13 protein-coding genes and 1 riboswitch are annotated in these 14,200 nt (G+C 72.1%); of the genes, 5 read left to right on the top strand and 8 right to left on the bottom strand.

The genetic code is table 11. From position 1 onward, the window contains the following. Positions 1 to 97 precede the first annotated feature (97 nt). On the bottom strand, positions 98 to 1,213 hold the full coding sequence (gene alc / locus SSQG_RS31500) for an allantoicase (protein ID WP_003993998.1): 1,116 nt from the start codon (positions 1,211 to 1,213) through the stop codon (positions 98 to 100). Between the two features lie 50 nt (positions 1,214 to 1,263). Beyond that, a complete protein-coding gene (gene allB, locus SSQG_RS31495; protein ID WP_003993997.1) occupies positions 1,264 to 2,604 on the bottom strand; it encodes an allantoinase AllB in 1,341 nt (446 codons plus the stop codon). Between the two features lie 248 nt (positions 2,605 to 2,852). On the opposite strand from allB, the gene SSQG_RS31490 reads away from it, so the two are divergent. Beyond that, positions 2,853 to 3,650 carry an IclR family transcriptional regulator gene (locus SSQG_RS31490; protein WP_003993996.1) on the top strand — a complete coding sequence of 266 codons (798 nt, stop codon included), beginning with the start codon at positions 2,853 to 2,855 and terminating at the stop codon, positions 3,648 to 3,650. Positions 3,651 to 4,038: 388 nt separating this feature from the next. On the opposite strand, the gene SSQG_RS31485 is transcribed toward SSQG_RS31490, so the two are convergent. Further along, a complete protein-coding gene (locus SSQG_RS31485) occupies positions 4,039 to 4,332 on the bottom strand; it encodes a DUF5955 family protein (protein WP_244299532.1) in 294 nt (97 codons plus the stop codon). Between the two features lie 196 nt (positions 4,333 to 4,528). On the opposite strand from SSQG_RS31485, the gene SSQG_RS31480 reads away from it, so the two are divergent. Continuing rightward, a complete protein-coding gene (locus SSQG_RS31480) occupies positions 4,529 to 5,143 on the top strand; it encodes a nucleotidyltransferase family protein (protein WP_003993993.1) in 615 nt (204 codons plus the stop codon). Positions 5,144 to 5,350: 207 nt separating this feature from the next. Continuing rightward, positions 5,351 to 6,976 (top strand): malate synthase A, encoded by a 1,626-nt coding sequence (aceB, locus tag SSQG_RS31475; protein ID WP_003993992.1) that lies wholly within the window; start codon positions 5,351 to 5,353, stop codon positions 6,974 to 6,976. A gap of 7 nt (positions 6,977 to 6,983) precedes the next feature. Here the strand turns inward: aceB and SSQG_RS31470 are convergent, their stop codons facing one another. Next, a complete protein-coding gene (locus tag SSQG_RS31470; RefSeq protein WP_003993991.1) occupies positions 6,984 to 7,304 on the bottom strand; it encodes a SelT/SelW/SelH family protein in 321 nt (106 codons plus the stop codon). Continuing rightward, the gene (locus SSQG_RS31465; protein ID WP_003993990.1) at positions 7,301 to 8,215 is read right to left on the bottom strand and encodes a HipA family kinase; all 915 of its coding nucleotides are present in this window, start codon (positions 8,213 to 8,215) and stop codon (positions 7,301 to 7,303) included. Before SSQG_RS31465 ends, SSQG_RS31470 begins: the two co-directional genes overlap by 4 nt. A 148-nt stretch (positions 8,216 to 8,363) precedes the next feature. On the opposite strand from SSQG_RS31465, the gene SSQG_RS31460 reads away from it, so the two are divergent. Next, positions 8,364 to 9,863: an APC family permease gene (locus SSQG_RS31460; RefSeq protein WP_039935566.1), complete on the top strand. Its 1,500-nt coding sequence runs from the start codon at positions 8,364 to 8,366 to the stop codon at positions 9,861 to 9,863. A gap of 15 nt (positions 9,864 to 9,878) precedes the next feature. On the opposite strand, the gene SSQG_RS31455 is transcribed toward SSQG_RS31460, so the two are convergent. After that, entirely contained in the window at positions 9,879 to 10,250 is a 372-nt protein-coding gene (locus tag SSQG_RS31455; RefSeq protein ID WP_003993988.1) for a hypothetical protein, read from the bottom strand. A gap of 63 nt (positions 10,251 to 10,313) precedes the next feature. Continuing rightward, a riboswitch (cobalamin riboswitch) is annotated at positions 10,314 to 10,437 on the bottom strand. Positions 10,438 to 10,596: 159 nt separating this feature from the next. Between SSQG_RS31455 and SSQG_RS31450 the strand changes: the two genes are divergently transcribed. Further along, positions 10,597 to 11,388, top strand: coding sequence for a hypothetical protein (locus tag SSQG_RS31450; RefSeq protein WP_208865682.1), 792 nt, complete (start codon positions 10,597 to 10,599; stop codon positions 11,386 to 11,388). Here SSQG_RS31450 and SSQG_RS31445 read toward each other — a convergent pair. Both SSQG_RS31445 and SSQG_RS31440 read right to left on the bottom strand, forming a co-directional pair. Further along, on the bottom strand, positions 11,379 to 12,530 hold the full coding sequence (locus SSQG_RS31445) for an aromatic ring-hydroxylating oxygenase subunit alpha (RefSeq protein WP_003993986.1): 1,152 nt from the start codon (positions 12,528 to 12,530) through the stop codon (positions 11,379 to 11,381). The genes SSQG_RS31450 and SSQG_RS31445 overlap by 10 nt on opposite strands. A gap of 101 nt (positions 12,531 to 12,631) precedes the next feature. Then, the gene (locus tag SSQG_RS31440; RefSeq protein ID WP_003993985.1) at positions 12,632 to 14,185 is read right to left on the bottom strand and encodes an IucA/IucC family protein; all 1,554 of its coding nucleotides are present in this window, start codon (positions 14,183 to 14,185) and stop codon (positions 12,632 to 12,634) included. Between the last annotated feature and the right edge of the window lie 15 nt (positions 14,186 to 14,200).

The raw sequence follows: 14,200 nt of genomic DNA, 5'->3' as shown, positions 1-14,200 counted from the left end.
CACTCGGACCACAAGGGGTTGACGTGCTCCGTTGCACGGAATCAGACCACGTGACCTGATCGAGGACCCCTCAGAGGCACCCGCCCACGGACAACCTCTAGCCGCCCAGTTCCTGGTGGCGTGCCGCGAGGCGGCTCGTGCCCTCCTGGGTGAGCGAGCCGAACAGGCGGAGCCGGGAGATGCCGCCGTCCGGGAAGATGTCCACGCGCGCGTGCGTGCCGACGGCCGGGTCGGGCAGGACGAAGCGATGGTTGGTGTCGGGCTGGAGGCGGGTGCGGGGCAGGATCTCGCGCCACTCGCCGTCCTCACCGTCCTTGACCGACACCGACGCCCAGCCGGCGCTGTTGCCCTTGAGGTACGCGGTGTCGATCTCCAGGGCGCGTACCTGGGCCTGGGCGGCGAGCCGGTAGCGGATCCAGTCGTGGCCCTGGTCGCGCCGGCGGCGGGTCTCCCAGCCGTCGTCCATCTTGCGCGAGCGGCCCGGCTGGATGGTGTTGCTCGCCGGGGAGTAGAAGAGGTTGGAGGCGTCCTCGGCCCGGCCGCCGTTCTCCAGGGCGACGACGTCGAAGGTGCCGAGGACCTCCAGCCACTCGGGGTCCGGGACGACCTCGCCGTACACCCGCAGGCGTGCGATGCCGCCGTCGGGGTGCTGGTTGACCCGCAGGTGCGTGAAGCGCTGCTCCACGGAGACCTCGAAGCCGTTCGCCGCGTGGCCGCCGACCGGGGTGCGCGGGACCAGGGCCGTCCACTTCACGTCGTCGCCGAGGAGCTCCTCCGGGGACGGCGAGCCCGGCACCGAGGTGCCCTCGACCGACACCGCCTGCGGGTAGTTGCCGCGGAAGTGGGCCGTGTCGACGACGATCCCCCGGATCACGCCCGGCGCGCCGAGGCGGACCAGCGCCCAGTCGTGGTCCTCGGCGGTCGGCCACGGGTGCTCGGCGGACGCGCCCCGGCGGCGGCGCGTCTCCCAGCCGTCCATGATCTTGCCCTTGTGCCCGAAGTGCTCGGGGTCGAACTCGGCGCGCTCGGGCACCAGGAGGTTCTCGCGCTGCGCGAAGAACTCGTCGTTGGCGGCGATGACTCCGGCGCCGAGGCGCCGGTCGGCGAGGTTGGCGTACTGGGTGAAGGGGAAGTCGGCGGTGCGGTAGTCCGCATACGGGTCGCCGCCTCCGTAGGGGTTCGCGTCGCCGGTGAAGCTGGGAATCGCCGTCACGTGCTGTGCCTTTCGGGAGTCGGCCGGTGGGGATGCGGATGCGGGGAGGGTCAGGGGTGCCTGGTGAGGAGTCGGCCCTTCGGCTCGGTGAACTCGCCGTCCGCGACGATGCGCTGCCCGCGCAGCCAGGTGGACTTCACGACGCCGTGGAGGGTCCTGCCCGCGTACGCCGTGACGTGGTTGCGGTGCTGGAGGCCCGCCGGGTCGACGGTGAAGGTCTCGTCGGGCGCGAGGACGGCGAAGTCGGCGTCGTGGCCCGCCGCGATGGCGCCCTTGCGGGTGTCGAGGCCCACCAGTTCGGCGGTGCGCGTCGACATCCAGCGGACCACGTCCTCCAGTCCGTGGCCCCGCTTGCGGGCCTCCGTCCACACCGCGGCCAGGCTCAGCTGCAACCCGGAGATACCGCCCCAGGCCGTCGCGAAGTCGTCCGTCTTCAGGTCGGCGGTGGACGGGGAGTGGTCGGTGACGACGCAGTCGATGGTGCCGTCGGCCAGGGCCTGCCAGAGCAGGTCCTGGTTGGCGGACTCGCGGATCGGCGGGCAGCACTTGAACTCGCTGGCGCCGTCGGGGACTTCCTCGGCGGTGAGGGTCAGGTAGTGGGGGCAGGTCTCCACGGTGAGCCGTACGCCCTCCGCCTTCGCCTCGGCGATCAGAGGCAGGGCGTCGCTGGAGGAGAGGTGCAGGACGTGCACGCGCGCGTGGAGGGCCTTCGCCTCGGTGATGAGCTGGGCGATGGCGGTGTCCTCGGCGTTCCGGGGGCGGGAGGCGAGGAAGTCGGCGTACCGGGGACCGCCCTGCTGCGGGGCCGAGGAGAGCAGGTGCGGGTCCTCGGCGTGCACGATGAGCAGCCCGTCGAAGGCGGCGATCTCGGCCATGGAGCGGGCCAGCGGGTCCCGCTCGAGGTGCGGGAACTCGTCCACGCCGGACGGCGAGAGGAACGCCTTGAAGCCGAAGACGCCGGCCTCGTGCAGCGGGCGCAGGTCCTTGACGTTGTCCGGCAGGGCGCCGCCCCAGAAGCCGACGTCGATGTGCGCCTTGTCGGCGGCGACCTGCTGCTTGGTGCGCAGGTGTGCGACGGTCGTGGTCGGCGGGAGGGAGTTGAGGGGCATGTCGACGAGGGTCGTGATGCCCCCGGCCGCGGCGGCGCGGGTGGCGGTCCAGAAGCCCTCCCACTCGGTGCGGCCGGGGTCGTTGACGTGCACGTGGGTGTCGACGAGGCCGGGCAGCAGCACGTGGTCGCCGAGGTCTTCCAGGCGGGCGCCCTCGGGCACGGGCGCGTCGTACGGGAGGACGGCCCGGATCGTGCCGGCGGCGACGGCGACCGAAGCGGCGCGCGTCCCCTCGGGAGTGATGACACGCGTCGAGCGCAGCACCAGTTCAGTGTCGGACACCCGAACCCCTTTACATCCGCTTACTTCCGCGTAACGGAATTCAACTTTCTGTTGAAGGAGTCTTCACTCCCACTCCGGCGCCGTCAAGGGCACACTGGACGGTGACTCCCTTCAGCGCAGGCACACTGGACGTTTCCACAAAGCGGAATTAAACTTCCAGTACGCAGAACGTAGCTACGTACAAGCGGGGAGTCAACCGACTGCCGGGTAGGCTTCAGCTCTTCCGCCAGTCCCGAAAGGAACGCGCCGTGCCGACGTCCAGCGCCAGCACCACCGACTCCGCCCGGTCCTCCGCCAACGGCGGCGTCCAGTCCCTGGAGCGCGCCTTCGACCTGCTCGAACGGATGGCGGACGCGGGGGGCGAGGTCGGCCTGAGCGAGCTGTCCGCGAGCAGCGGCCTGCCCCTGCCGACCATCCACCGCCTGATGCGGACGCTGGTGGCCTGCGGGTACGTACGGCAGCAGCCCAACCGCCGGTATGCGCTCGGCCCGCGCCTGATCCGCCTCGGTGAGTCCGCCTCCCGGCTGCTGGGCACCTGGGCACGGCCCTATCTCGCCCGGCTGGTCGAGGAGACCGGCGAGACGGCGAACATGGCGCTGCTGGACGGGGACGAGATCGTCTACGTGGCGCAGGTGCCGTCGAAGCACTCGATGCGCATGTTCACGGAGGTCGGCCGGCGGGTGCTGCCGCACTCCACGGGCGTGGGCAAGGCGCTGCTCGCCGGTTTCCCGCCGGAGGAGGTGCGCGCGCTGCTCGCCCGCACGGGCATGCCCGCCGCGACGGAGAAGACGATCACGACCCCCGACGGGTTCCTCGCGGCGCTGGAGGAGGTACGCGGCCAGGGTTACGCGATCGACGACAACGAGCAGGAGATCGGCGTCCGTTGCCTCGCCGTCCAGGTGCCCGACTCCCCCACGGCCGCGGCCATCTCCATCTCCGGCCCGGCGGGCCGCGTCACGGAGGCGGCGACGGAGAAGATCGTGCCGGTACTGCAGCAGATCGCCGCCGAACTCTCCGAGGCCCTCGCGAGCCAGAACCCCGCGTGACGGGCTGACGACGCGAGCACCTCACGCCTCCGGCAGCCCCGGCCACAGGACCGCACTCAGTACGGGCCGCCACGGAACAGCATGCCGGCGTGGTGACGTGCGCAGACGCCGCGCCTCGCCGACCATGGCGATGTTCCCCCGGCTGCCGCTCTGGATGAAGTCGGCGACCCATCGTGCGACGGTGCTGGCCGGCCGCGGACAGCCTGCCGTGCCCGGCCCGCACCGGGCGACCGGTTTCTCCTCCCCGGACAGAACACCTAGTGCCCCGACAGGCAAGGTTCGCCCCGTCGCGACGCCCGGCACTCCCCCAAGCTCTTCGAGCAGGGGGTACCCCCAGAGCACGCACCGGACGCCGCTCCTCGACGGGCAAACGTCGCCTGTCGCGGCACTAGCCCTGCCCCCGCACCGGCCCTCCGAAGAGGTCCACGGCGTGGCGGACCTCCCTCAGGTTCGGGGACAGCGCGCTCACCGAGCCGATCGCGCCGGCGATCAGCAGCAGGGAGCGGCGCAGCCGCGGGATCTCGGGGGCGCCGCCCGCGGCCATCGCGTCCAGCGCGGCCAGCTCCTCCTCGGCGATGCTCCGGTCGGCGAACTCGCCGGGATGGGCGGCCAGCCGGCGGCGCAGCCGCGCCACGGCGGAGCGCAGCTCCGTCACACGCGGATCCTCGTCGCCGCCGGTCACAGACCCCTGCCGCTTCTGCTCCACGCTCCGCAACACAGTCCTCCCCCTCGCACCACGTCGTGCGCCTGCCCTTCCGGCCCGAGGACACCCGGCCGGTCGGTGCGGGGACAGTAAACGACTCGACCCACCAGGCGCCAGTCCATTGCGTCATCGACTTGCTCCGCTGAGTGACTTCCCGGTGCGGTATGCAGGACCCATGACGACAAGGAAGACGACGGACGAGGGGTCCGAGGTTGCCGGGTTGTTGCTGGCCGCCGGCGGCGGGCGGCGACTCGGCGGGCGCCCGAAGGCCCTGCTGACCCACCGGGGCCGGCCACTCGTGGAGCACGCGGTGCGGGTACTGCGCGAGGGTGGCTGCACGCGCGTCCACGTGGTGCTGGGCGCCCGGTCGAACGAGGTGCGCGCACGAGCCCGGCTGCGGGACTGCGTCCTCGTCGACAACCCCGGCTGGGAACGGGGCATGGGGTCGTCCTTGCGGGCCGGGCTGGACTCGCTCGCCGGTACCGGGGCCGGCGCCGCCGTGGTCTCGCTCGTCGACCAGCCCGGCATCGGGCCCGAGGCGGTGGCCCGGGTCCTGGAGGCGTACACGGGCCGGGAGTCACTGGTGTCGGCCGCCTATCAGGGAGTTCGCGGCCATCCCGTGCTGTTCGGCGCCGCCCACTGGGCGGGGATCGCCGCGACCGCGACCGGGGACCGGGGGGCACGCGCCTACCTGAAGGAGCACGCGCCGGAGATCACGCTCGTCGAGTGCGGGGACGTCGCCCGGCCCTTCGACATCGACACCGAGGCCGATCTGGCCCACCTTGAGTGAACGGGGTGGCACGCGGAGCCACCTTGCCTCGACTCGGAGAGTCTCGACATCAACACACGATTGAACTTCCACTATGAGGAAACTAGTATCCACTGTTCAGAAGCGCCCGAGGGCTCTGAGGGCGCGGAACGCCGTATTCGGGAAGACTGGCACCCGGTGCCGAACCGCCGGCTCGTCTTCGTAGCTCGCTGAAGGAAGTGACAGTCCATGTCCGCACCAGCGCCGTCCCCGCTGGCCATCGTCGACGCCGAGCCCCTGCCCCGGCAGGAGGAAGTGCTCACCGAAGCGGCGCTCGCCTTCGTGGCCGAGCTGCACCGGCGGTTCACGCCCCGGCGTGACGAACTCCTCGCCCGCCGCGCCGAGCGCCGCGCCGAGATCGCGCGCACCTCCACCCTCGACTTCCTCCCGGAGACGGCCGCGATCCGCGCCGACGACTCCTGGAAGGTCGCTCCGGCGCCCGAGGCCCTGAACGACCGCCGGGTCGAGATCACCGGCCCCACCGACCGCAAGATGACCATCAACGCCCTCAACTCGGGCGCCAGGGTGTGGCTCGCGGACTTCGAGGACGCCTCCGCGCCCACCTGGGAGAACGTGGTCCTCGGCCAGCTCAACCTGACCGACGCCTACACCCGGAACATCGACTTCACGGACCCGAAGTCCGGCAAGTCGTACGCCCTGAAGGCGAACGAGGAACTCGCCACGGTCGTGATGCGCCCGCGCGGCTGGCACCTGAACGAGCGTCACCTCGTCGACGCGGACGGCACTCCGGTGCCCGGCGCGCTCGTCGACTTCGGGCTGTACTTCTTCCACAACGCGGGGCGCCTGCTGGGCCTCGGCAAGGGCCCGTACTTCTACCTCCCCAAGACGGAGTCCCACCTGGAGGCCCGCCTCTGGAACGAGGTCTTCGTCTTCGCGCAGGACTACGTCGGCATCCCGCAGGGCACCGTCCGGGCGACCGTGCTGATCGAGACGATCACGGCCGCGTACGAGATGGAGGAGATCCTCTACGAGCTGCGCGACCACGCCTCCGGGCTGAACGCGGGCCGCTGGGACTACCTGTTCTCCATCGTCAAGAACTTCCGGGACGGCGGCGCCAAGTTCGTCCTGCCGGACCGCAACGCGGTGACGATGACCGCCCCGTTCATGCGCGCGTACACCGAACTCCTCGTCCGCACCTGCCACAAGCGCGGAGCGCACGCGATCGGCGGCATGGCCGCGTTCATCCCGTCCCGCCGGGACGCCGAGGTCAACAAGGTCGCCTTCGAGAAGGTCCGGGCCGACAAGGACCGCGAGGCCGGCGACGGTTTCGACGGCTCCTGGGTCGCCCACCCCGACCTGGTGCCGATCGCCATGGAGTCCTTCGACAAGGTCCTCGGCGAGAAGCCCCACCAGAAGGACCGGCTGCGCGAGGACGTCGACGTCAAGGCGGCCGACCTGATCGCCGTCGACTCCCTCGACGCCAAGCCCTCCTACGCGGGGCTGGTCAACGCCGTGCAGGTCGGCATCCGTTACATCGAGGCCTGGCTGCGCGGCCTCGGCGCGGTCGCGATCTTCAACCTGATGGAGGACGCGGCGACCGCCGAGATCTCCCGCTCCCAGATCTGGCAGTGGATCAACGCGGGCGTCGTCCTCGACAACGGCGAGAAGGTCACCGCCGAGCTGGCCCGCAAGGTCGCCGCCGAGGAACTGGCGAACATCCGCGCGGAGATCGGCGACGAGGCCTTCGCGGCCGGCAACTGGCAGCAGGCGCACGACCTGCTGCTGAAGGTCTCCCTCGACGAGGACTACGCCGACTTCCTGACGCTGCCGGCGTACGAGCAGCTCAAGGGCTGAACGGCCGCTACCGCTCCGAGTGGCCCAGGGACTTGCCCGGGGCCACTCGGTCGCGTACGGCCTTCTTCACGGCCGTCGGCTCGGGGAAGCCCTGCTCGCGGCGGTCCCAGACCACCTCGTCACCGACCCGGACGACGAACACCCCGCCCTTGCCGGGCTTCAGCGCGAGTTCGGTCAGTTCGGCCTCGAAGGTCGTGAGCAACTCCTGCGCCAGCCATGCCGCGCGGGGCAGCCAGCGGCACTGGGTGCAGTACTCGATCTCGACCCGCCGCGGGGTGTCCGGGGAGTCCTCCGTGAGTTCGATCTCGACCCGCTGAACGTCCGTCATCCGAGGTGTACCGACCAATCCTGTCGGGCCGCGGGCTTGCCGTGCAGGTCGGGGACCTGCTTGAGCCACGCGGGGCGTCCTTGCTGGTTCCTCGCCGCGCGCAGGGCCTCCTCCGCGGCGAGCTCCTCCCGGGAGGGGAAGCCGGTGGGCAGCCAGGCCTCGGAGGACCGCACGCGCGCGTGGAGGTACGCCACGTACGCCTCGCGCGCCGCGTCCGGCGTGGCGAAGCCCGGCTCGTCCGCCAGCCAGGGGTCCGGGACCTGGCCGAGGATCCGGCGCAGCAGCTCCTCGGTCACCCTGGGCGCGAGCTCGGCGTCGGCCGCCCGGACGTCGGGGCCGTAGTGGCCGAGGGCGTGGTGCCGGAAGTCGTAGGCCCTGGCGGGGTCGGAGCCGTCCCAGCGGTGGTGGAAGACGAGGGCGGCACCGTGGTCGATGAGCCACAGGCGCGGGGGTGCCACGCCCAGGGTGGGCCAGACCATCAGGTTGGAGCTGTGGACGGTGCGGTCGACGTTCACGGTCAGCGCGTCGAGCCAGACGATCCGCCCCGCCTCCAGGGGATCGACGGGGAAGACCCGCGCGACCTCGGGCGTGAAGTCCCGGGCGCCCGGCAGGTAGTCCATGCCGAGGTTCACACCCGCGCTGGCCGCGTGCAGCTCCCGCACCTCCTGGTGCGGCTCGTTGTCGGCGACCGCCGGGTCGAAGCGCACCAGAACCAGTTCGGGGAACCGCAGCCCGAGAGCACGGGCCAGTTCACCCACGATGACCTCGGCGACGAGCGCCTTGCGGCCCTGCGCGGAGCCGGTGAACTTCACGACGTACGTGCCGAGGTCGTCGGCCTCCACGATGCCGGGGACGGAGCCGCCGGAACGCAGGGGTGCGATGTAGCGGGTGGCGGTGACCTCGGGCAGCATCCTCCAACCGTACCGGGCACCTCGTACACCGAAGCGAATTTTGACGCCGCCCGACATCCGACATAAACCGCTGAACCACCATAAATAGCCGAAATGCCTCATCCCTGCCTGTTGTATGGAGCCGTCCAGCACATCGGGAGTGAAGAACATGGCCGACGAGATCACGGACGCGGGGCCGCCGCCGTCCGCGAGCCTGAAGCCCGATGCGATCGGGTTCCTCGACGCGCTGGTCATCGGGCTCAACGCGACCTCTCCGGCCTACTCCGTGGCAGCGGTCATCGGCCCGATCGTGGCGCTGGTGGGCATCTACGCCCCCGGGGTGATGCTCGCGTCGTTCGTGCCCATGCTGCTGATCGCGTCCGCGTTCTACTACCTCAACAAGGTGGACCAGGACTGCGGCACGACCTTCTCGTGGGTCACCCGGGCCATGGGCCCGTGGGCGGGCTGGCTCGGCGGCTGGGCCATCACGATGACGGGTGTCCTGGTGGTCGGGTCGCTCGCGGACGTCGCCGTGACCTTCTTCCTGCTCGCCGTCGGCCTGGACGGCTGGGCCGACAACGACGTCGTGCGCCAGGTGCTCACCGTGCTGCTCATCGTGGTGATGACGGCGGTCTGCGTCATCGGCATCGACGTGTCGGCCAAGGTGCAGAACGTCCTCATCCTGGCGCAGGTCGCCTGCCTGCTCGCCTTCGCCGTGGTGGCCCTGTACCGCGTCTACGCCGACACCGGCACCCTGGACTCCGTCGAACCGAAGATCAGCTGGCTGGACCCGTTCGGAGCCGGCGGGGCGCCGCTCACCTCCGCCCTGCTGCTGGGCGTGTTCATCTACTGGGGCTGGGAGTCGGCGGTCAACCTCACCGAGGAGGTCGAGGACTCGGCGATCGCGCCCGGCAAGGCGGCCGTGTGGTCGACGGTGCTGCTGCTGGTGACCTACGTCGCGGTCGCCTTCGCGGTCGTGGCCTACGCCGGGACGGCCTACCTCGCCGAGAACGCGGCGGAGGAGGAGTTCGTCTTCGCGCTGCTCGCCGAGGAGGCGATGGACGGCTGGGACTGGGTGGTGCTGCTGGCGGTGTCGACGTCCGCTCTCGCCTCCACGCAGACGACGATCATCCCGGCCTCGCGCACGGGGCTGTCCATGGCACGCCGGTACGCCCTGCCCGCGCACTTCGGCCGCATCCACCCGCGGTTCCGCACCCCCGACGTGAGCACCTGGTGGGTCGCGGGCATCGCCGTCGTCTGGTACCTCGTCCTCTTCCACATCAGCGAGAACGCCCTCTTCGACTCCCTGACCGCCCTGTCCCTGCTGATCGCGTTCTACTACGCGCTCACGGGTCTGGCCTGCGCGGTCTACTACCGCCGCGAACTGACCCGCAGCGCCCGCGACTTCCTGCTGATCGGCCTCGGCCCGCTGGTCGGCGCCGGGCTGCTGGCGTGGCTGCTGGTGGAGTCCGTGTCGGACATGGCCGACCCCGCCAACTCCTACAGCGGCGTCTCCTGGTTCGGGCTCGGCCCCCCGCTCGTCATCGGCATCGGCATCACCCTCACGGGCGTGGTCCTGATGGTCGTGTGGCGGCTGATGGCCCCCGCGTTCTGGTCGGAACGCCCCAGCACGGTCGACCCCGCCCTCCCGCACGGCAAGGAATCCTGACGGTGCCGGTGGCCCTCACGAGCCGCCCGGGCGCCGTTTCGCGAGCGGGCTGAAGGCGTACAGGTCGAGGATCTCGGGCCGGGGGGCGACACCGGGACCACCCTCCCGGACCCAGGAGACGATGTCCTCGGTCGCGGCGGGGTCGTTGACCAGCCCGAGCCACACCGGCCGCCCGCCGGCGGCCCGGCCCGCGGCGGAGGGCTGGACGACGATGACGTTGGCCTGGTCGCAGACGTCGAGGCAGTCGGAGATCCGGACCGGCGCGGCCGCGCGCAGCCGCTCGGTCTGGGCGGCGTGGTCGACACCGGTCACCTTGCCGCTGCCGCAGCAGCAGTCCCGGCACACGACGATGCGGCACGGAGGCCCTCCGGCCGGCGTTGCGGACATGCCGCACCTTCCCTCTCTCCCGGGGAGATCCGCCCCGGTGGTTCGTCGAGGAGGCGACCGCGTGAGTCTCCTGGCTCTCGGGTCGACGCCGGGTCCTGGGCTTTCACCCCGTCGCGGGCAGTGGCCTGTCGGGAACGGCTCCACCGATCACAGTGGCGGGACCGCGCCGGATCACACCGGCTTCCTCGTCCGCCGTCGCCTTGTTCGCCGGCCATCTTGCCATGGGGCCGGGGCAGGACGGCAGTTGCCGACCGGCTTACGGCTTCGCCCGGCGGTCACGGGCAGGGGCCCGCCGGCGGGTTCGGGGTACGGTTCGAGGGGGTTGTGTGAGGAACGGGGAGGCTCGGTGGGGGCGGGGAAGCGGCGTACGGCGGGGAGCGTGGCGTGGCTGCTGATGGGGGTTCTGGCTCTCGTCTTCGGGGTGGCCAGTGCCCTGGAGGTGCGTGGAGCGCTGGACCGGGAGCGGGAGTTCCGTGCCGCGCCGGCGTGCGCCTCGGTCCCGGTGAAGGCGTCGGGGTGCCGGTGGGAGCAGGAGTTCACCGTCCGCAGGGCCGACACGCATCGCGGGGAGCGGAACGCCTCACCCGAGGCGGAGTTGGTGCTGGCCTCCGGCAAGCCCCGGGAGGTGACGTTCCCGCACGCCGATCCGGTGGTGTCGGAGCTGGAGCCGGGCGACAAGGTCGTGGGCCTGATCTGGCACGGGGATGTCGTCGAGGTGCGGGACGACGGCGATCGGCGGCAGTGGACGTCCGACTCGCCGGTCGGGTGGCCCGAGGACCGTCTCGGCGGCGCCCTGATCTGCTTCTCGTTCGGGCTGCCCGCCGTCGTCGGTGGGGCGTGGCCCCTGTTCGCGCGGGGCGGCCGACGTCATGCGAAGGCGGCCTCGGTGGTGCGGGGGCACGGCGTCGGCATGGCCGGCGCGGCCGTCCTGACGCTGTGGGCGCAGTCCGCCAACGACTGGCCGCTCTGGTCGATCCCGGCGATCTGGGGGCCGCTCGCGCTGCTCGGCCTGGCGTCCATGACGGCCTTCGCGATCGCCGCCCTCCGCGGTGACCTGGACGACAACGCGCCGGACACACCGGACACACCGGAAGCCGCTGAGCCGGGCGCCACGGCCACGGCGTCAGGTCACTCCTGACCCTGGGCACCGGCGGAGAGCCGCGCGCCCCCGCACAGGGAGGCGCCGCCGCACCCCGCGGGCCGGACCTCGATGGGGACGCCGTTCGCGCGCAGCACCTCGCGGACGTCGAGGATCAGCGGGAACACCTCGTGGTTGCGGTCCTCCCCCTGCTCGTCCCAGGCCCGCTGCTCCGCTTCCACCGCCATGCGGTCCTCGGCGAACACGCGCTCGGTGAAGCGCCGGATGAACGGCCAGGCCAGCCGGAGGAGGCCGGGGATCCGGGGTTTCTCGATCATGAGCAGGCCGTAGGCGTGACACCTGCGCTGCTCGGCGTCCTCGGGTACGTAGGCGGCCCAGAGGCGGAAGGCCGGGCGGTCGGCGTTCTCCGGGACCAGGTCGAGGGTCTGGTACGGGTACTCGGTGCGGATCGTCATGACATCGGCGGTGCCGGCCCCGATGCCCTCGGAAGCCAGCAGGCCGGCGCTGCGGCTGCGCTTTCCCCCGGTGTGGGTGAACAGGTAGCCGGCCTCCACCGAGCGCTCGTCGCTCCGGTAGCCCAGCAGTTCGGGGCGGAGTCTGCCGACCACGCCCCGGTGCAGGAACTGGTGGTTCATGTCGAGGAGGTTCTCGTGCATGAACGAGTAGTGGCAGTGCACGGTCCGGGAGTACGTCATGGTCCGGTAGCGCGGCGAGCCGAAGGCCGGCAGCTCGGGCAGCGGCGTGGCCGCGGCCCGCCGCGGGTCGCCCGGGAAGACGAACACCAGGCCGTACGCCTCGCGGACGGGGTAGCCGCGCACGCCGCGCGGGGGCCGGCGGTCGCCCTTGCCCAGGTACGGGATCTGTGAGAGGCGGCCGTCGCCGCGGTAGGCCCAGGCGTGGTAGCGGCAGCGGAGTGTCTCGCCCTCCACGGCTCCCATGCTCAACGGCACCTGCCGGTGGGCGCAGCGGTCCTCCAGCGCGTGGACCTCACCGCTCCGGGTGCGGAACAGGGCGATGCGCTCCCCCGCGAACACGGTGGCCAGGACCCGCTCGCGGCGCAGGTTCCGGGACAGGGCGACCGGATACCAGTGGTCGGGGTGCAGCCCGACCCGCCGGAGATCGGCCTCGGCGGGATCCGGGTCACTGTGTCCCGCGGCGCTGGCCCTGTCGGTCTCGGTCATACCTCTCCTCGCGGGTGGGACACGGCACGGACAGCCACCCCCACCCTGACCGCCACCCGTCGTCCGTGCCCCGCCGGAGAGTCCGGACGGGTGAGCGGCTGTCAGGCACCGCGCAGCGGGTTGGGCAGCGGCAGGTAGCGCGCGTCCGCGCCGTTCGCGTTCGTCCAGCGCAGGAGGAGGTTCGTCTTGCCCGGCAGGGTGGGTGAGGCGAGCAGCGCGGGGATCTCGGGGACGTCGTGGCGGGCGAGTTCGCGGCGGGCGGCGGGCCAGGGGTCGAAACCGGGGTGGCGTTCGGCGAGGGCGCCGGCGATCTCGGCGAGGTGGTTGACGACCAGGCAGTACACAAGCCGCTCCCAGCCTGCTTCGCGCGACACCTCAGGCAGCAGCTTCACGCCCTCGGCGTCCCGGTACAGCGCCTGCACGGGCATGCCCTCGGCGTCCACGGCGACCAGGGTGTTCTGCAGATGCGCCTCGATGACGACGCCGTGCCCGGCGAAGGCCGCCAGCGCCGGCGGCACCACCTGCGCGAGGTAGGCCGCCCACCAGGCCCCGGGGTCGGCGGCACGGTCGAGCGGACTGCCGTCGAAGCCCTCGACCAGCCCCGCGGCGAGCAGCGGGGTGGCGCCCGGCAGCAGGTGGTCGCGGAAGCCGTCGCGGACGAGGACGGCCAGGGCCTCGAAGGCGAAGTCGGCGGTGCGGTAGCCACGGTCGCTCAGCCAGGCCGGGGGGCCTTCGAAGGCCTCGAAGGCGGTGCACACGGCCGCGTCGGTCCGGCGCAGGGCGAGCAGGTCATGGCGCCACAGCCGCCGGATGTCGTTGGTGATACGCACGTCCAGGCTGAACTTGAGGAAGAGGTCCCGCTCGGGCGCGTAGAGCGTGCGGATCGCCGCCGTCGGCCAGGTGCCGGGGGCGGTGGTGCCGAGCCGGACGAGTCTGCCGTCCGCGAAAGCGGCGGCGAGCTCCGGAGCGGCCAGGTCGAGCTGCCAGGGGTGGGCGGGCAGCAGCCGGTAGCCGGGCGGGGCCGTGCCCAGGGCGTCGAGGGCGGAGGTGTCACCCTCCTCGACGACGGTGTCCTCGCGCAGCCCGAGCAGGGTCAGCGGGAATCGGGCGTATGCCTCCGGCGCGTACGGCAGCCAGCCGGCGGCGGGGCCGCCCCCGCGCGCCTTGGGGGCGGGATGGTGGGTGTGGCCGGTGAGGAGGGACTGCTCGGAGCGCCGGTAGGGGTCGTCGGGCTGGGGCGTCCCGGCGCGGGCGGCGAGCAGTACGGCCACGGCGTCGCGGCTGTCGATCATCTCGGCGGGCAGTTCGTCATTGGACAGCCCGGTGTGCCGGCGCAGCTCCTCGGCGACGAGTTTGACCAGCTCGGTGTGGCCGAGGGGGTGCCAGCCGTCCGCCGTGCGCACCTCGGGGTCGGTGGGCCGCCGCGTGCGGCGCACCCGCAGCAGGCGGTCCCCGCCGGGCAGGTGGTAGACCCGGTGCTCGGTCGTCCGGCGCACCGGCCGGGCCACCTCCCGCAGCAGGCAGTTCAGCAGTGGCACGGCGGCGTGGGCGTCGGCGCGCCGGGCCAGGCCGCCGGTGACCGGATCGTCATGGGCGCGGTCGCCGGGGGCGGAGTCGCCGCCGTCGGACGGGGGCATGAGGTCCACGCGTTCCACTCGTTCCCTGTGGTC

It is taken from the genome of Streptomyces viridochromogenes DSM 40736, from assembly GCF_000158955.1.
GTDB classification, from domain to species: domain Bacteria; phylum Actinomycetota; class Actinomycetes; order Streptomycetales; family Streptomycetaceae; genus Streptomyces; species Streptomyces venetus.
This window is presented reverse-complemented; position numbering and strand designations above follow the sequence as displayed.

Bases quoted from the DNA above. Each gene is read 5' to 3' on its own strand.
- SSQG_RS31465 (WP_003993990.1), bottom strand. From the start codon at position 8,215: ATGCTGCCCGAGGTCACCGCCACCCGCTACATCGCACCCCTGCGTTCC.
- SSQG_RS31445 (WP_003993986.1), bottom strand. From the start codon at position 12,530: ATGACCGAGACCGACAGGGCCAGCGCCGCGGGACACAGTGACCCGGAT.
- SSQG_RS31480 (WP_003993993.1), top strand. From the start codon at position 4,529: ATGACGACAAGGAAGACGACGGACGAGGGGTCCGAGGTTGCCGGGTTG.
- SSQG_RS31470 (WP_003993991.1), bottom strand. From the start codon at position 7,304: ATGACGGACGTTCAGCGGGTCGAGATCGAACTCACGGAGGACTCCCCG.
- aceB (WP_003993992.1), top strand. From the start codon at position 5,351: ATGTCCGCACCAGCGCCGTCCCCGCTGGCCATCGTCGACGCCGAGCCC.
- SSQG_RS31460 (WP_039935566.1), top strand. From the start codon at position 8,364: ATGGCCGACGAGATCACGGACGCGGGGCCGCCGCCGTCCGCGAGCCTG.
- SSQG_RS31455 (WP_003993988.1), bottom strand. From the start codon at position 10,250: ATGTCCGCAACGCCGGCCGGAGGGCCTCCGTGCCGCATCGTCGTGTGC.